The sequence below is a fragment of the Caulobacter sp. FG7 genome (assembly GCF_057808875.1).
The window spans coordinates 96790-113502 of record NZ_JBMDIW010000019.1; the positions used below are offsets into that span (position 1 = coordinate 96790).

The 16713-nt window shown below is 69.5% G+C and carries 13 protein-coding genes; 11 read left to right on the forward strand and 2 right to left on the reverse strand.

The genetic code is table 11. From position 1 onward, the window contains the following. The first annotated feature begins 111 nt into the window (after positions 1-111). The 7 genes from ACODR1_RS16590 to ACODR1_RS16620 all read left to right on the forward strand — a co-directional run bounded on the left by ACODR1_RS16590 (position 112) and on the right by ACODR1_RS16620 (position 9024). Positions 112-804 carry a Coq4 family protein gene (locus ACODR1_RS16590; protein WP_488881430.1) on the forward strand — a complete coding sequence of 231 codons (693 nt, stop codon included), beginning with the start codon at positions 112-114 and terminating at the stop codon, positions 802-804. Further along, positions 801-1229 carry a DUF2147 domain-containing protein gene (locus ACODR1_RS16595; protein ID WP_488881431.1) on the forward strand — a complete coding sequence of 143 codons (429 nt, stop codon included), beginning with the start codon at positions 801-803 and terminating at the stop codon, positions 1227-1229. Before ACODR1_RS16590 ends, ACODR1_RS16595 begins: the two co-directional genes overlap by 4 nt. A gap of 125 nt (positions 1230-1354) precedes the next feature. Beyond that, positions 1355-3838, forward strand: a complete 2484-nt coding sequence (locus ACODR1_RS16600; RefSeq protein ID WP_488881432.1) for an acyl-CoA dehydrogenase — start codon at positions 1355-1357, stop codon at positions 3836-3838. Further along, positions 3835-5163, forward strand: coding sequence for a 3-oxoacyl-ACP reductase (locus ACODR1_RS16605; RefSeq protein WP_488881433.1), 1329 nt, complete (start codon positions 3835-3837; stop codon positions 5161-5163). Before ACODR1_RS16600 ends, ACODR1_RS16605 begins: the two co-directional genes overlap by 4 nt. A gap of 2 nt (positions 5164-5165) precedes the next feature. Further along, on the forward strand, positions 5166-6023 hold the full coding sequence (locus tag ACODR1_RS16610) for a MaoC/PaaZ C-terminal domain-containing protein (RefSeq protein ID WP_488881434.1): 858 nt from the start codon (positions 5166-5168) through the stop codon (positions 6021-6023). After that, a complete protein-coding gene (locus ACODR1_RS16615) occupies positions 6017-7303 on the forward strand; it encodes an acetyl-CoA C-acetyltransferase (RefSeq protein ID WP_488881435.1) in 1287 nt (428 codons plus the stop codon). The genes ACODR1_RS16610 and ACODR1_RS16615 overlap by 7 nt, the downstream gene beginning before the upstream one ends. Beyond that, the gene (locus ACODR1_RS16620; RefSeq protein ID WP_488881436.1) at positions 7300-9024 is read left to right on the forward strand and encodes an AMP-binding protein; all 1725 of its coding nucleotides are present in this window, start codon (positions 7300-7302) and stop codon (positions 9022-9024) included. The genes ACODR1_RS16615 and ACODR1_RS16620 overlap by 4 nt, the downstream gene beginning before the upstream one ends. A gap of 72 nt (positions 9025-9096) precedes the next feature. On the opposite strand, the gene ACODR1_RS16625 is transcribed toward ACODR1_RS16620, so the two are convergent. Both ACODR1_RS16625 and ACODR1_RS16630 read right to left on the reverse strand, forming a co-directional pair. Continuing rightward, complete coding sequence (locus ACODR1_RS16625; RefSeq protein WP_488881437.1) at positions 9097-10002, reverse strand: bile acid:sodium symporter family protein; 906 nt, start codon at positions 10000-10002, stop codon at positions 9097-9099. A gap of 3 nt (positions 10003-10005) precedes the next feature. Beyond that, a complete protein-coding gene (locus ACODR1_RS16630) occupies positions 10006-11682 on the reverse strand; it encodes an FAD-binding dehydrogenase (RefSeq protein ID WP_488881438.1) in 1677 nt (558 codons plus the stop codon). Positions 11683-12047: 365 nt separating this feature from the next. On the opposite strand from ACODR1_RS16630, the gene ACODR1_RS16635 reads away from it, so the two are divergent. The 4 genes from ACODR1_RS16635 to ACODR1_RS16650 all read left to right on the forward strand — a co-directional run. Then, on the forward strand, positions 12048-14918 hold the full coding sequence (locus ACODR1_RS16635; RefSeq protein WP_488881439.1) for a TonB-dependent receptor: 2871 nt from the start codon (positions 12048-12050) through the stop codon (positions 14916-14918). 208 nt (positions 14919-15126) lie between these two features. Further along, positions 15127-15600, forward strand: coding sequence for a protein activator of alkane oxidation PraB (locus ACODR1_RS16640; protein ID WP_488881440.1), 474 nt, complete (start codon positions 15127-15129; stop codon positions 15598-15600). Between the two features lie 130 nt (positions 15601-15730). Further along, positions 15731-16171, forward strand: coding sequence for a protein activator of alkane oxidation PraB (locus tag ACODR1_RS16645; protein WP_488881441.1), 441 nt, complete (start codon positions 15731-15733; stop codon positions 16169-16171). 165 nt (positions 16172-16336) lie between these two features. Further along, the coding region (locus ACODR1_RS16650) for a DUF2147 domain-containing protein (protein ID WP_488881442.1) at positions 16337-16713 on the forward strand (377 nt) is incomplete at its 3' end.

The window sequence follows — 16713 nt, forward strand, 5'->3', positions numbered from 1 at the left end:
GGGGAACCGCAAGTGCAAGCTGCGCAATCCGCGCCCGCGCTGCGGCCAGTTCACGGCCAGAATCGCGCGCCTTCCCATGCGGCTAGACGCCGCATCCAACCCGTTCGGGCCATGCGGGCTTTCGGTCGGCTGGTAGCCGACAAGGAGGACACCCGCCAGGTGTTCGAGATCATGAACGCCCTGGCGGGCCGTTCGATCGAGTGGGGTTACCAGCGGCTGATGGACACGCCTCAGGGCGGGATCCAGGCCTATCAGCAGGTCGAGCTGTCCGATCGCCTGCAGGACCGCGATTGGCTGTCGAGCTTCGCCGACGGCACGGTCGGCGCGGCCTATTTGGCCTTCATCGACAGCCGCAATCTCTCGGCCTACGGCCTTGCCGAAGAGAGCGCCAAGGTCGCCGACACCGAGATCGAGGCGGCGCACCCGCGCGCCTGGTACGCCCGCCGCATCCGCGATGTGCACGACATCTGGCACGTGCTGACCGGCTACCAGACCGACGCCTTGGGCGAGGCCTGCGTGGTGGCGTTCTCGCTGCCCCAGACCCGCAGCACCGGCTTTGGCCTGATCGCGGCGGGGGCCGCGGTGCAGTTCATGCGGGCGCGCACCGGCCACCCGTGCGGACGCGCAGTGCTGCAGGCCTGGCGCAATGGCCGCAAGGCGTCCTGGCTGCCGGGCGAGGACTATGAGGCCCTGATGGCCGAGCCGCTGGAGACCGCGCGAGCCCGCCTGGGCATCCCGCGCCCGACGCTCTACGAGCGGGTGCCGCCGCAGACCCGCAACGCCTATCTGGGAGGCCAGGGATGAGCCGGCTGCTCGCCGTCGCATCCCTGGCGGCCTGCGCGATCGCCGCGCCGGCCCTGGCCCAGGACGCCGGCCTCACGGGGCGCTGGCGCACCTCGGCCGAGAACGGCGTCGTCGCCATCGAGCGCTGCGGCGAGAGCTTCTGCGGCCGCCTGAAGGACGCGGCCCCGCTGCGCGCCGATCCCGACCAGCGCGACGTGCGCAACCGCAACGCCGAACTGCGCGCCCGCAAGCTGAAGGACCTGACGGTGCTGGCCAACTTCTCCGGCGGACCGCGTTCGTGGTCCGGCGGGCCGCTCTATGACCCGGAGACGGGGCAGGGCGCTTCGACAGGCACGCTGACCCTGCTGGATGACGACACCCTGGCGGTGAAGGGCTGCATCGCCCCGCTGCTGTGCCGCACCCAGACCTGGAAACGCGTGCGCTGAGCGCCGCTCAATTTGAGTAACCTGACGGTCCCCTGGCCGTCCTCGCGTTCCGCGTAACCGACTTTGACACCAGCCGACTTCTTGGAGCCGACGGGGGCCGCCCCGCCGGTCGGGGGATTGCGACCATGCTGATCTGGATTGGCGCCGCCGCGCTCATCGCTTTCGTGCTGACCTTCGTGCAGGCCAGGGCCGCCCTGTGGGCCGCCGCCACGGCCTTATGGATAGGCGCCGGCTTCGCGGCCGGCGTGATCGGTTCGACCGCCACCCTGGTGCTGGCCGCCGTCGCCGCGCCGATCGCCGTGCTGACGACCTTCCGGCCGCTGCGCGCGGCCGTGCTGTCGGCCCCGGCCATGAAGGCCTTCGCCGGCATCATGCCGCGCATGAGCCCCACCGAGCAGGCCGCCGTCGAAGCCGGCAACGTCTGGTGGGACGCCGAGCTGTTCGCCGGCAAGCCAGACTGGAAGCGCCTGCTGGCAACGCCCGCGCCGGCGCTGTCGGCCGAGGAGCAACGCTTCCTCGACATCGAGGCCGAGCACCTGTGCGACCTGTCCAACGACTGGGAGAGCACCTCGGTCTGGCAGGACCTGCCGCCGGCGGCCTGGGAGTACGCCCGCGACAAGGGCTTCCTGGGCATGATCATCCCCAAGCGCTACGGCGGTCTCGGCTTCTCGGCCTACGCCCACAGCCAGGTGGTGCAGAAGCTGTCGACCCGCTGCTCGGCCGCCGCCGTCTCGGTGATGGTGCCCAACTCGCTGGGGCCGGCCGAACTGCTGCTGCACTACGGCACCGACGCCCAGAAGGACCACTACCTGCCGCGTCTGGCGCGGGGCGACGAGATCCCGTGCTTCGCCTTGACCAACCCCTATGCCGGTTCCGACGCGGCGTCGATCACCGACACCGGGGTGGTCTGCCGGGGCCTGTGGAACGGCCGCGAGACGCTGGGCTTCCGGGTCAGCTGGCGCAAGCGCTACATCACCCTGGCCCCGATCGCGACGGTCATCGGCCTGGCGTTCCGCGCTGTCGATCCCGACGGCCTGCTGGGCCAGGGCGCAGAGCCCGGCATCACCTGCGTGCTGCTGCCGCGCGACCATCCGGGCGTGAACATCGGACGCCGCCACTGGCCGCTGAACGCGGTCTTCCAGAACGGCCCGATCACTGGCGACGACGTCTTCGTGCCGATGGAGATGGTCATCGGCGGCCAGACCCAGGTCGGCAACGGCTGGCGGATGCTGATGGAATGCCTGGCGGCCGGCCGCGCGATCTCGCTGCCGTCGTCCAACGTGGGCATGTCCAAGCTGGCCGTCGGCATGGTCGGCGCCTATGTCGCCATCCGTCGGCAGTTCAACATGCCGATCGGCGCCTTCGAGGGCGTGCAGGAGCCGCTGGCCCGCATGGCCGGCCACCTCTACGCCTCCGACGCCTTGCGCCGCCTGGCGGCCGCGGCCCTCGACCAGGGCGAGAAGCCCTCGGTGGTGTCGGCCATCGCCAAGTATCACGTGACCGAGCGCGCCCGGATCGTCGTCAACGACGCCATGGACGTGGTCGGCGGCAAGGGCGTCTGCATGGGCCCGGGCAACTTCCTGGCCCGCGCCTACCAGCAGATCCCGATCGCCATCACGGTCGAGGGCGCCAACATCATGACCCGCACCCTGATCATCTACGGCCAGGGCGCGATCCGCTGCCATCCCTACGTGCTGACGCTGATGCGGACGGCGCAGACGCAGAACCTGAAGGATTTCGACGCGGCGCTGTTCGGCTATGTCGGCTTCCTGTTCCGCAATCTCGCCCGTGCAAGCGCCTTCGCCGCGACCGGCGGCCTGCTGATCGGCAAGCCGGCCGGGGCCGCGCCCCAGCTGGGCCGCTACTACCGCGCCGCCACGCGCTTCTCGACCCTGCTGGCCCTGGCCTCTGACCTGTCGATGGCCACGGTCGGCGGCGCTCTGAAGCGCAAGGGCGCGCTGACCGGGCGCCTGGGCGACATGCTTTCGCAGCTGCTGATCCTGTCGAGCGCGCTCAAGCGCTTCGAGGACGAAGGCCGCCCGGCGGAAGACCTGCCCCTGGTCCACTGGGCCGCCCAGGACGCCCTGGCCCGCACGGGCGAGGCCTGGAGAGCCCTGCTGGCCAATCATCCCAGCCGCGTCGTCGCCTTCGTGCTGGGCGTGGTCGGCGCCGGTCTTGGCCGGTCAGGTCCGAACGACCGCGTCGCCGCCGACGTCGCCGGCCTGATCCAGCGTCACGGCCCGGCCCGCGATCGCCTGCTGGCCGGCTCGTGGACGCCGCGCATCGAGGTCGATCCGATCGCCGCCACGGCGGTGGCCTTCGACCTCCATCCGCAGGTGGAAGCCGTCGAGCGTCGCCTCAAGCCCGAGATCGCCGCCGGCCGCATCGCCCGCGCGCCGCAGAACCTGACCCTGCTGGACGCCTGGGCCGGCGAGGTCGAGGCCAAGGGCTTGATCTCGGGCGCCGAGCGCGACCTCTTCGCCCGCTTCGCGGTGCTGGCCGACATGGCCATTCAGGTCGACGACTTCCCGCAGGACTTCGGCCTGGCCGAGGGCCTGGCGCGCCGGGGCGGCAAGCGCGCCGCCAAGCGCGAGAAGGTGGCCCAATGACCGACCGTTACCTGGAGTTCGCCAACAGCGGCCTGGGCGGCTGGATGGTGGGGGCCCTGGGCCTGCCCAAGCCCGCGCCGCTGCAACGGCGCGCCGAGGCCGGGGCCGTGGCCCTGCATCCGCTGCTGCTGGAATCGGCCGGCGGCGGGCGGATGGGGCCGGTGCTGGAGCGGGTCGCCAGCGCCTCGGGCGCGCCGCTGCGCCGGCGCTGGTCGGCAGACGAGCGCTATGGCGGACTGGTGTTCGACGCCAGCGACTGCGTGGACGTAGCCTCGGCCCGGGCGCTATACGGCTTCTTCCATCAGGCGGTGCGCTCGGTGGCCGAACACGGCCGGATCGTGGTGATCGGCGTTCCGCCCGAGACGACCGCCACCGCCGAGGCCGAGGCTATTCAGCGCGGTCTCGAAGGCTTCGTCCGTTCGCTGGCCAAGGAGGCGCGGCGCGGCATCGGCGTGCAGCTGCTCTACGTCGCGCCCGGCGACGAGCAGGCCGCGGCCAGCACGCTGGACTTCCTGCTGTCGCCGCGCTCGGCCTATGTCTCAGGCCAGGTGGTGCGGGTGGCCGCGCCCGGCGTGGCGGGCGACGCGCGCTTGGGTCACGCCGGAAGGCACGTGCTGGTCACCGGCGCCTCGCGCGGCATCGGCGAGGCGATCGTGCGACTGTTCGCCGGCGAGGGCGCCCAGGTCACGGCGCTGGACGTGCCCGCCGCGCGCGAAGACCTGGAAAAGCTGGCCGGCGAACTGGGCGTGCGCCCGCTGGGCCTCGACATCACCGCGCCGGACGCCGCAGAGGCCCTGGTGACGGCGGCGCGGGCGGCCGGCGGCTTCGACGTGGTGGTGCACAACGCCGGCATCACCCGTGACCGCACCCTGGCGCGGATGGACCAGCGCGAGTGGGACAGCGTGATGGCCGTCAACCTTGGCGCCCCCCTGGCCCTGACCCGCGCGTTGCTTGAGGCCGGGGCCATCCGCCGCAACGGCCGCATCGTGGCGGTGTCGTCGCTGAGCGGCGTGGCCGGCAACATGGGCCAGACCAACTACGCCCTGTCCAAGGCCGGCTGGATCGGCGCGGTGCGCCGCCTGGCGCGCGACGGCCTGGGCGAGGGGGTGACGATCAACGCCGTGGCCCCAGGCTTCATCGAGACCCGGATGACGGCGGCCATCCCCTTCGCCATCCGCGAGGCCGGACGGCGGATGAACAGCATGGGGCAGGGCGGCAGTCCCGTCGACGTGGCAGAGACCATCGCCTGGCTGGCCCACCCGGCCAGCGGCGGCGTCAACGGCCAGGTGGTCCGCGTCTGCGGCCAGAGCCTGCTCGGGGCCTGACCATGACCGACATGGCCGAGCCGGTCTCGACCCTGGCCCTTGCGGGCGGGGCCCTGCGGGGGCTGCTGCGCCGCGGTGGGGCGTTTCCCGATGCGACGCTGGAGGCCGGCGGGGTGTGGCTGAGGCGCGAGGCGATCGACGCCTACGCCGGGGCCTGCGGCTTCGGCGCCGACGCCGGGGTTCCGCTGACCTTCCCGCACATCCTGGCCTTTCCGTTGCAGATGCGACTGATGCTGGCAGCGGACTTTCCCTATCCGATGATGGGGCTGGTGCACCTGTCCAACCGCATCGCGCAGCACGCGCCGCTGCAGGCCGGGGACCGGCTGGCCATCAGCGTGCGGACGGGACGCCTGCTGGCCCACGACAAGGGCCAGGCCTTCTCGCTGGAGACCACGGCCCGCCGCGACGGCCAGGTCGTGTGGGAGGGGTCCAGCGTCTACCTGCGCCTGGGCAAGGCGGGGCAGGGCGAGCCCGCGCCGACCGTCGAGGGCGCGGCCGACACGCCGGTCGAGCGCTGGACGCTGCCGGCGGACCTTGGCCGGGCTTACGCCCGCGTGTCAGGCGACGCCAATCCGATCCACACCTCGGCGCTCGGAGCGAAACTGTTCGGCTTCAAGCGCGCCATCGCCCACGGCATGTGGGTCAAGGCCCGGGCCGTGGCCGCCTTGACGCAGGGCGCCGCCGTCGAGGCCGGCGAGGTCGAGGTCGCCTTCCGCGCGCCGGTGTTCCTGCCCGGCCAGATCCAGCTGCTCGCGAGCCCCGAGGGGCCGCAGCGCGCTTTCGAAATCAAGGACGCCCAAGGCGCGCGCACCCATCTGCGCGGCCGCCTGGACCTCGAGACACAGGACCCTTCATGCTGACCCTGCCCGCGCCCCGGCGCGTCGCCATCCTCGGCGGCAGCCGCATTCCCTTCGCGCGCTCCAACACCGCCTATGCAGAAGCCTCCAACCAGGAGATGCTGACCGCCGCCCTGCAGGGCCTGGCCGATCGGTTCAACCTGCATGGCCTTAGGCTGGGCGAGGTGGCGGCCGGCGCGGTGCTCAAGCACTCGCGCGACATCGCCCTGACGCGGGAGGCCCTGCTCTCCACGACGATCGGCCACGACACCCCGACCTACGACGTCGTCCAGGCCTGCGGCACCGGGCTGGAGGCGGCGATCCTGGTGGCCAACAAGATCGCGCTCGGCCAGATCGACGTGGGCGTGGCAGGCGGCGTCGACACCACCTCCGACGCGCCGATCGCGCTGAACGAGGGCTTTCGCAAGGCGCTGCTGGCGGCCAATCGCGAGAAGACCAACGGCGGCAAGGTCAAGGCGCTGCTGGGGGCTGGCCTCACCGCGCCCTTCAAGCCCGAACCGCCGCGCAACGCCGAGCCGCGCACGGGCCTGTCGATGGGCGAGAGCTGCGAGGTGATGGCCAAGCAGTGGAACATCCCGCGCGCCGAGCAGGACGCCCTGGCCGTGCGCAGCCACCAGCGGATGGCCAAGGCCTATGCCGACGGTCTGTTCGACAGCCTCGTTGTTCCGTTCCGGGGGCTCAAGCGCGACAACAACCTGCGGCCCGACATCGACCCCGCGAAGATCGCCACGATGAAGCCGGTGTTCGACCGCGAGCACGGCACGCTGACGGCCGCCAACTCCACGCCCCTGACCGACGGCGCCTCCACGGTGCTGCTGGCCAGCGAGGAATGGGCCAAGGCGCGGGGCCTGCCGGTGCTGGCCTACCTGCGGGCCGGCGAGACGGCGGCGGTCGATTTCGTCAAGGGCGACGAGGGCCTGCTGATGGCCCCGGCTTACGCCGTGCCGCGCATGCTGGGGAAGTTGGGCCTCAGCTTGCAGGACTTCGACTACTACGAGATCCACGAGGCCTTCGCCGCCCAGGTGCTGTGCACGCTGAAGGCCTGGGAGGACGACGACTACGCGCGCACGCGCCTTGGCCTCGATCGCGCGCCCGGCGCCATCGATCGCGACAGGCTGAACGTCCACGGCAGTTCTTTGGCCGCTGGCCATCCGTTCGCCGCCACCGGCGGTCGGATCCTGGCGCATCTTGCGACCATGCTGGACCGCAAGGGCGGCGGCCGGGGCCTGATCTCAATCTGCGCAGCCGGCGGCCAGGGCGTGGTGGCGGTGCTCGAGAAATGACGAGCTCCCAGACCTTCGCCGCCGATGCCGATCGCCTGTGGGCCGAACGCTTCTGGACCCGCAGCTACCGCGCCGACGTGCCGGCCACGATCGACGACGAGCTGGCCCTGTGGCGCTCGGTCGGCGAACTGTTCGAGGCCGACGCCAGCCGCTACGCCGACCGGACGGGCTTCGTCAGCCTGGGCACCGGCGTCAGCTACGGGCGGGCGCTGAGCGAGGCGAAAGCCTTCGCCGCCTGGCTGCAGGCGGTCGGCGTGCGGCAGGGCGAGCGCGTGGCGCTGATGATGCCCAACTGCCTGCAGTATCCGGTGGCGCTGTTCGGGACGCTGATGGCCGGCGCCGTGGTGGTCAACGTCAATCCGCTCTACACGCCGCGCGAGCTGCATCACCAGCTGGTGGACAGCGGCGCGGTGGCGATCGTGGCCATGGAGATGTTCGCCCACACGCTGGAGCAGGCCATCGAGGGCACGGCGATCCGGCAGGTTGTGGTCACGGCCATGGGCGACATGATGGGCTCGGCCAAGGGCGCCGCGGTCAACGCCATGATGCGCCATGTCGAGAAGCTGGTGCCGAAGTGGCGGCTGCCGGGGGCGCTGCGCTGGCCGGCGATGATGCGCAGGGCAAGGCGACTGAAGCTGGCGCCGGTGGAGATCCGGCCCAGCGATCTGGCCTTCCTGCAATACACAGGCGGCACGACCGGCGTGGCCAAGGGGGCCATGCTAACCCATCGCAACATCATCGCCAACGTGTTGCAGGGGCGGGCCTGGATCATGACCCAGATCCCACAGGACCAGGCCGTCGGCAATGTCACGATGCTGCCGCTCTATCACGTGTTCTCGCTGACCGCGAACCTCTTGATGTTCGTCGGGGTGGGCGGCCGCAACATTCTGATCGCCAACCCGCGCGACGCCAAGCGGGTGGAGTGGGTGCTGCGCAACGAGCGCTTCACGGGCCTGACGGGCCTCAACACCCTCTTCACCAGCCTGCTGAACAACGAGGCCTTTCGCAGCCGCGACTTCTCGGACCTGCGCCTGACCATCGCCGGCGGCATGGCCACCCAGCGCAGCGTCGCCGAGGAATGGCAGGACGTCACCGGCGCGCCGGTGATCGAGGGCTACGGCCTGACCGAATGCTCGCCGGTCGTCTGCATCGGCTATGTCGACATCGATAACCCCGAGACCATGGGCTTCGACGGCACGGTCGGCCTACCGGTGCCGTCGACCGAGGTGCGCATGCGCCGCGACGACGGCGCCTGGTGCGGCGTCGACGAGCCTGGCGAGCTGTGCGTGCGCGGCCCGCAGGTGATGAAGGGCTATTGGGGCCATCCCGACGAGACGGCCAAGGTGCTGTCGGCCGACGGCTGGCTGGCCACCGGCGACATCGGGGTGATGCAGGCCGACGGCCGCGTGAAGCTGCTGGACCGCCTCAAGGAGATGATCCTGGTCTCGGGCTTCAACGTCTATCCCAGCGAGATCGAGGACGTGGTCTCCGCCCATCCGCTGGTCGAGGAGGTCGCCGCCATCGGCGTGCCCGATCCGGTGCAGGGCGAGCGGATCAAGATCGTGGTGGTGCGCCGTTCGGCCGAACTGACCTCGGAGGCGCTGGTCGCCCACTGCCGCGAGCACCTGACGGCCTACAAGGTGCCGCGCATCGTCGAGTTCCGCGCCGAGCCGCTGCCCAAGACGCCGGTCGGCAAGGTGCTGCGGCGAGAGTTGAAGTAGGGGCGGCGGGAAACCTCGCCCTTCGCCAAGCTCAGGGTGAGGTTTCTTTCTGTTCGACGTTCACCTTGATCCTCATCCTGAGCTCGTCGAAGGACGAGGATCACGCGCGACGCCCGCCGTCCGCGTCAGCACCATCCCGAACACCGCCGCCAGCGGGAACATCAGGACGCCATAGACGGCGGCCGGCAGGCTCATCTCCGGCCGCTGCAGCACCGACTGGGCGACGACAATGGCGAGGGCGGCGTTGTGCAGCCCCACCTCGAAGGCGCTGGCGATCGCCTGGTCGCGGGCCACGCGCAGCAGTCGCGGAACCACGAAGCCCACCGTCAGGCTGAGCAGGCAGAAGACGACGGTGACGCCGGCCAGCCCCACGACCTCGTCCTTCAGGGTCGCCAGGTTGGCGGCGACGGCCGCGCCGATCAGCAAGGTGAGGAACGCCACCGACACCACGCGCACGGGCCGGTCCATGGCGTCGGCGAAGGTCGGACGCAGGCGGCGCACCAGCATCCCCAGGGCCACCGGCCCCAGCACCACCATGAAGACCTCGACCGTCTTGGAGAACCGCAGGCCGACGGAGAGTTCGCCGGGCTGGAACCAGGCCACCGACAGATTGACGACGATCGGCAGGGTAATGACGGCCAGGATCGAGTTGATCGCCGTCAGGCTGATGTTCAGCGCCACGTCGCCCCTGAAGAGGTGGCTGTAGAGATTGGCCGCCGTACCGCCCGGCGACGCCGCCAGCAGCATCAGCCCGACCGCCGTCTCGGGCGGCAGGCGAAACAGCAGGGCGAGGCCAAAGCCCATCACCGGCAGCACCAGCAGCTGGCAGGCCAGGGCGACGACGGCGGCGCGAGGACGTCGGCCGACCCTTGCGAAGTCGGCGGGCGTCAGGCTGAGCCCCAGGCCGAACATGATCAGGCCCAGGGCGGCGGGCAGGGCCACGGTGGTCAGCGGCGAGGCCAGGGCGTCGGCGCCCACGGCTCAGACCGCCCCGGCCAGGGCGCGGCCGGCGGCCAGCCCCGAGAGGATGCAGCCGCCCAGGAAGGTGCCTTCCAGGGCGTTGTAGCCGTGCAGCCCGCCGCCGCCGAAGCCCGAGGCTTCGCCGGCCGCATAGAGTCCCTCGAGCACCTGGCCGTCCGGCGTCAGCACTCGGCCCGAAAGGTCGGTCTGCAGCCCGCCTAGCGACTTGCGGGTCAGGACGTGCAGCTTGACCCCGATCAGCGGTCCGGCGGCTGGATCCAGGATCCGGTGCGGCGCCGCCGTGCGGGCCAGCCGGTCGCCAAGGGAGCGCCGGCTGTTGTGGATGCCCATGACCTGGAGGTCCTTGGCGAAGGGGTTGCCCATCTGGGCGTCGCGGTCCTCGATCTGACGACGGATAATAGCGGGATCGAGCAGGGGCGCGGCGGTCAGGGCGTTCATCTTGCCGACCAGCTCTTCCAGGTTTGTCGAAACCACGAAGTCGGCGCCGTTGCGCTTGAAGGCGTCGACCTCCGGCGGCGCGCCCTTGCCCAGGCGCGACTTCAGCAGCGACAGGCGGCGGCGATTGGTGATGTCGCCGTTCTGCTCCGAGCCGGAGAGGGCGAACTCCTTTTCCAGGATCTTCTGGCTGACGATGAACCACGAGTGGTCGTGCTCGGCCAAGTCCGGCGTCGTGCGCAGGTAGCGCAGGGTGGCGATGGTGTCGTAGCCGGGCAGGGCGGGGAAGGGCAGGCGCCGCCCCAGGGCGTCGAACCACATCGACGACGGGCCCGGCAGGATTCGGATCGCATGTCTGGGCCAGATCGGGTTCCAGTTCTGGACGCCCTCGACGTAGTGCCACATGCGGTCGCGGTTCACGAGGCGTGCGCCGGCGTCGGCGGCGATGTCGAGCATCCGGCCGTCCACGTAGGCCGGAACGCCGGTGATCATGCTTGTCGGCGGGGCGCCCAGGCGTTCCGGCCAATAGCGGCGGACCAGATCGTGGTTGCCGCCGATGCCGCCGGTGGCCAGCACGACCGCGCCGGCCTTCAGCGTGAAGTCGCCGACGATCCTGCGGTTGGACGGCGCCCCGCGGGGCGCGTCGTCGGCCGCCAGCACGCTGCCCGAGACGCCGGTCACCCGCCCGCCTTCGACGACCAGGGCGTCGACGCGACGACGGTGATGGAAGGTCAGCAGCCCCCGGCCGGCAGCCTGGCGCGCACGATCGGCGAACGGTTCGGAGACTCCAGTGCCGGTGCCCCAGGCGACGTGGAAGCGGGGAACCGAGTTGCCGTGCCCCAGGGCCTGGCCGGCGCCGCGCTCGGCCCAGCCGACCATCGGCGTCAGCGAGATCCCATGCCGGCGCAGCCAGTCGCGCTTGTCGCCGGCGGCGAACTCGACATAGGCGCGGCCCCAGCGGATCGCCCACTCGTCCTGCGGCAGCGGCCCATCAAGGCGGTCCCAATCGGCGCTGCCCAGCCAGTCGCGCCAGGCCAGGTCGAGGCTGTCACGGATGCCCAGGCGACGCTGTTCGGGCGAGTTCACCAGGAACAGGCCGCCGAACGACCAGAACGCCTGGCCGCCCAGGTTGGCGGCGTTCTCCTGGTCGACCAGCGCCACGCGCTTGCCCTTCTGGACCAGCTCGTTGGCGGCCACCAATCCGGCCAGCCCGCCCCCGACGACGATGACGTCAGCGTCCATTCCTTGCCCTCCCGTGCTGCGCGGACATTGGCCGTTTTTACAGCGATGTAAATATTAATTCGGCGTCACGGAGCGGCCCTAGGTAGCCGTACGGAGCTTACGTCAGGGAACTGAACATCGGTGTAAGTAATGTATTGACATGCTAGTGAATAGGTAGATCGTACAACCCAACCGTCGGCCGAGCCGCCAATGCCGTCGGAGATTGATTTGGGGCGGGGGAAACGTTCATCGGCCTGGACGGAGAGCTGGGTCGAGGTAGGGGAGGATAGGGCATGGCTTCATCAGCCCGCGCTCGCGCGCGTCTGGCTGTCACTGCGTCGATTTTCGCGCTCGCCGCCGGGGCGGGCCAAGCCTTCGCGCAGGAAGTGACGCAAGTCGAAGACATCATCGTCACGGCCCAGAAGCGTTCGGAATCGATCCAGGACGTGCCGATCGCCGTGTCGGCGCTGTCGTCGGAGAGCCTGAACGAGCTGAAGATCGAGGGCGGTTCGGAACTGATGCGGGCCGTGCCCAACGTGTCGTTCTCGAAGGCCAACTTCAGCATGTATAACTTCTCGATCCGCGGGGTCGGGACCAAGGCGATCTCGGCCAGCAGCGACCCCGCCGTGGCCGTCAGCTTCAACTCCACGCCGCTGATCCGCAACCGCCTGTTCGAGCAGGAGTACCTGGACGTGCAGCGCGTCGAAGTGCTGCGCGGGCCGCAGGGCACGCTCTATGGCCGCAACGCCACCGGCGGCGTCGTCAACATGATCCCGAACCTGCCGGGCCGGGATTTCGAAGGCTTCATCAAGGGCGAGGTCGGCAACTACGACAGCCGCCGCATGCAGGCCGTGATCAACGTCCCCGTGGGCGAGACCTTCGCCCTGCGCCTGGCCGGCTCGGCCACCCAGCGCGACGGTTTCGACTACAACACCTTCAACGAGACCAAGGTCAACAACCGCGACCTGTGGTCGACGCGCCTGTCGGCCGCCTGGGAGCCGACCAGCCGCTTCCGCACCAACTTCATCTGGGAGCATTTCGAGGAGGACGACCAGCGCTCGCGCACCGGCAAGCAGCTGTGCACCAACGATCCGGGTCCTACCCAGGTCGGCAACGTGGCCATCACCTCGCAACTGGTCCGCAACCGCCTGAGCCAGGGCTGTCTGCCCGGATCGCTCTATGACGACGCGGCCTACGGCGTGCCCAACGGCGGCGCCTTCGCCCACGTCTTCCTGGCTTCGCTGTCCTATGGCCGCAACGCCGCCGGCCAGACCGTCAACGCCGTGCCGCTGGGCACCGACCCCTATGCCGGCCTGACCCAGTCGCGGGACCTGCGCGAGATCGCCACCAGCTACGATCCCATCTTCCGGGTGAAAAACGACGTCTTCCAGTTCAACATGGAATTCGACCTGAGCGACAACCTGAAGCTCATCTCGCAGACGGCCTACGCCAAGGACGACTACTATTCGTCGCAGGACTACAACCGTTTCGTCTCGAACCCGATCTTCAGCAACTCGGACGGGCTGTTCAACACGCTGAACCAGCCGATCATCAATCCGAACACGCCGACGCCTGGCGGTTACTACACCGACCCGCAACTGGGGCGGTCCAACCGAATGGTCTCGGCCGACCTGTCGCGCTCCGACAACCGCCAATGGACGCAGGAGCTTCGCCTGCAGTCGAGCTATGAGGGGCGGTTCAACTTCAGTCTCGGCGCGAACTACATCGACTTCAAGTCGAACGACGACTACTTCGTCTTCAACAACCTGTTCACGTTCCTGGCCGAGTATTATTACAACGACCTCGTCGTGCCCGGTGTGACCAACATGGGGCGGCGCACGCAGCTCTGCACGCCCCAGACCACCAAGGAATGCATCTACGTCGACCCGACGCCGCTGGACCAGCTGGCGGGCGACGGCCACAACTACTTCCGCAGCAAGAACCAGATCCACACCCGCTCGTGGGGCGTGTTCGGCGAGGCCTACTACGACCTGTCGCCCACTTGGCGCGTGACCGCGGGCCTGCGCTACACCGACGATCGCAAGGTCAGCACGCCCTATCCAAGCCAGCTGCTGCTGGGCGCCGACCGCGGCAACCCGGGGCCGTCGTCGGGCGGCTATGTCAGCCGCGGCTATCCGGCCCTGCCGGACATCGACCAGCAGTGGGACGCCCTGACCGGCCGCCTGGTGGTCGACTGGAAGCCGACCGTCAGCTTCACCGACGAGACCATGGTCTACGCCTCGTACTCGCGCGGCTACAAGGGCGGCGGCGCCAACCCGCCGCGGGTCGATATCAACCCCACGGTCCTCCAGTATCAGCCGCTGGCCGAGACCTTCGCGCCTGAATACGTCAACGCCTTCGAGATCGGGGCCAAGAACACCCTGGCCGGCGGCAAGCTGCGCCTGAACGCCACGGCGTTCTACTACGACTATACCGATTATCAGGTCTCGCAGATCGTCGACCGGATCTCGCTGAACGAGAACTTCGACTCCCGGACCTGGGGCCTGGAATTCGAGGCGGTGTTCAAGCCGACCCGCGACTTCCGCCTCGACGCCAATCTGGGCTACCTCAACACCAAGATCGGCAAGGGCGAGAAGTCCATCGACGTGATGGACCGCACCCAGGGCAATGACGAGTGGACCGTCCTGCGGCCGTGGCTGCAGGTGCCGTCGAACTGCATCGCACCGACCAGACACGTGCAGAGAATCCTCTCCGCCAACAAGCCTCAGGAACAGACGATGCTGGGCTTGCAGGCCCTGTGCGGCGGTTCGCTGCGCACGGGCTCCTTCAACCCGCAGTTCCCCTCGCAACTGCCGCTCTACCTGCCCAATTTCTTTGGCTTCACCTACAATCCGCTGACCGAGGCGCCCAACGGCGGGCGCGGCTTCGAGGCCGATCTCAGCGGCAACGAGCTGCCCAATGCGCCCAACTGGACCGCCAATGTCGGCGCCCAATACACCTTCCATCGCGACGACTGGGCGCTGACCCTGCGCGGCGACTACTACTACCAGGGCTCCAGCTACGCGCGGGTCTACAACACCACCTACGACCGCCTGAAGTCGTGGGACAACGTCAACATTTCGGTGACGCTGGAGCGTCCGGCCGACGGCCTCGTCATCCAGGCCTATGTCAAGAACCTGTTCGACAAGACGCCGATCACCGACGCCTTCACCAACAGCGACGACACCGGCCTGACCACCAACGTCTTCACGCTGGATCCGCGCCTCGTCGCGGTCAGCGTTTCCAAGCGCTTCTAGCGCGCGACCTCGGTGCCTCGCCGCCTCGGGGAACCGGGGCGGCGGCCTTTTCGGCGCTCCCCCGCGGGACGCGTCGCGAGACCTCGTCGCTGTGTTGTAAGTGTTTGAATTTTATGTATTTTTGGGTTTGACTCCTTACACGATTGATAGTTGCATGTAGCTCGACCTCCATGAGGGGTTGAAGAAAATAAACGTAGGAGGAGACGTCATGTTGAAGAGCGCTTCTGTTCTCGCCGCCGCCGTTCTGGCCGCCGCCGGCTTCGCCGCCGCTGGCTCCGCCTCGGCCGCCACGATCACCCCGGCCGGCACGGGCTTCACGCTCAGTGGCGACCTGACCATGAGCCAATCGACCACCGTCGAGTGCGCCGTGACCCTGACCGGCACGACCGCCTCCGACGGCAGCAGCGCCTCGATCACCGGCGGTTCTTTCGCCGCTGGCGACTGGCAGTGCGGCTGGCTGGTGACCCCGAGCAGCTTCCCGTGGAGCGTCACGCTCAACGGCGGCTCGTCGATCACCATCAGCGGCATCGGCGCCAACTCGATCCTGGGCAACTGCGCCGGTTCGATCACCACCAACTGGAGCGGCGGCGTGACCTTCTCGGGCGCCACCATTCCGGGCTCGCCGGGCACCTGCTCGATCACCGGCACCCTGACCAGCAGCCCCTCGCTGACGGTCTCGTAAGAGCCGCGGGAGCGGACCTAGATCCTTTCCCCTCGTCTCGCCGGGAGTCCTTGCGGACTCCCGGCGTTTCTTATGGAAACACGGCCGCATCCGGCCATCGGCCGCTGCGGCGCCTTCCTTGGAGGCCTTCATGCTGAAACGTGGCCTAGCGCTCACGGCAATGGCCTTGGCGAGCATCGCCGCGGCCCCCGGCCGGGCGGACGCCCAGGTGGCGGTCACCGGCACGCTGCACATGCACCAGACGGTGGATGTCGCCTGCGTCGTCCAGCTCCGCGCGATCGTCGCGCCGAGCGGGACATCGGCGGTGATCACCGGCGGGTCGTTTTCTGCCGGCGACTGGCAGTGCGGATGGTTGGTGACGCCGAGCGGCTTTCCGTGGAGCGTCACGATACCGGCTCCGGGCACGGTCACCGTGTCGGGCGTCGGGGTCTCCACGATCCTCGGCGCCTGCTCGGGCAGCTTCACCTCGACCGGCCTGACATCGTCGTCCCTGGTGATCCCGTCGACCGCGCCGGCCACGCTGCCCGGCACGCCCAACGCCTGCACCTTCTGGGGCACGCTGAACTTCTGACAATCTCACTCGACTTGACGCCGCGCGACCGGCGGCTGACCTTCGCCGCCGGAAACCGGGCGATCGTCGTCGCCGAAGTCGGGGGAGGCCATGTTCATGTCGTCGTCAGCGCTAGGGAAGGGCGGGGTCCGGTGGTCTGCTCCAGCTGTGTTGGCGCTGGCGATCTTGGCGGCCGGTCCTGGCCTGGCTGCGGCGCAGGCGCCGGCGACCGACGGCATCTACGGCGTCTGGCGCAATCCCAAGGACAGCGTCCATGTGGAGATCAAGCCGTGCGGGCCGGAGGTCTGCGGCTACGTGGTCTGGGCCAACGACGAGGCGCGCACCGACGCGCGCAAGGGCTCGGGCGGCGAGCTTCTGGGACGGCAGCTGCTGAGGGACTTCACGCCCGGTGACAAGGGCGAGTGGCGCGGCAAGGTCTTCGCGCCGGACGTCAACATGACGTTCTCGGGCCGGGTGCTGGTTCTGGACGCCGGTAAGCTGCGGGCCAAGGGCTGCGTGCTGGGAAACTTCCTCTGCAAGACCCAGGTCTGGACCCGGGGGGG

Bases quoted from the DNA above. Each gene is read 5' to 3' on its own strand.
- ACODR1_RS16615 (WP_488881435.1), top strand. From the start codon at position 6,017: ATGCTGACCCTGCCCGCGCCCCGGCGCGTCGCCATCCTCGGCGGCAGC.
- ACODR1_RS16630 (WP_488881438.1), bottom strand. From the start codon at position 11,682: ATGGACGCTGACGTCATCGTCGTCGGGGGCGGGCTGGCCGGATTGGTG.
- ACODR1_RS16590 (WP_488881430.1), top strand. From the start codon at position 112: ATGCGGGCTTTCGGTCGGCTGGTAGCCGACAAGGAGGACACCCGCCAG.
- ACODR1_RS16610 (WP_488881434.1), top strand. From the start codon at position 5,166: ATGACCGACATGGCCGAGCCGGTCTCGACCCTGGCCCTTGCGGGCGGG.
- ACODR1_RS16620 (WP_488881436.1), top strand. From the start codon at position 7,300: ATGACGAGCTCCCAGACCTTCGCCGCCGATGCCGATCGCCTGTGGGCC.
- ACODR1_RS16605 (WP_488881433.1), top strand. From the start codon at position 3,835: ATGACCGACCGTTACCTGGAGTTCGCCAACAGCGGCCTGGGCGGCTGG.
- ACODR1_RS16600 (WP_488881432.1), top strand. From the start codon at position 1,355: ATGCTGATCTGGATTGGCGCCGCCGCGCTCATCGCTTTCGTGCTGACC.
- ACODR1_RS16640 (WP_488881440.1), top strand. From the start codon at position 15,127: ATGTTGAAGAGCGCTTCTGTTCTCGCCGCCGCCGTTCTGGCCGCCGCC.
- ACODR1_RS16645 (WP_488881441.1), top strand. From the start codon at position 15,731: ATGCTGAAACGTGGCCTAGCGCTCACGGCAATGGCCTTGGCGAGCATC.
- ACODR1_RS16595 (WP_488881431.1), top strand. From the start codon at position 801: ATGAGCCGGCTGCTCGCCGTCGCATCCCTGGCGGCCTGCGCGATCGCC.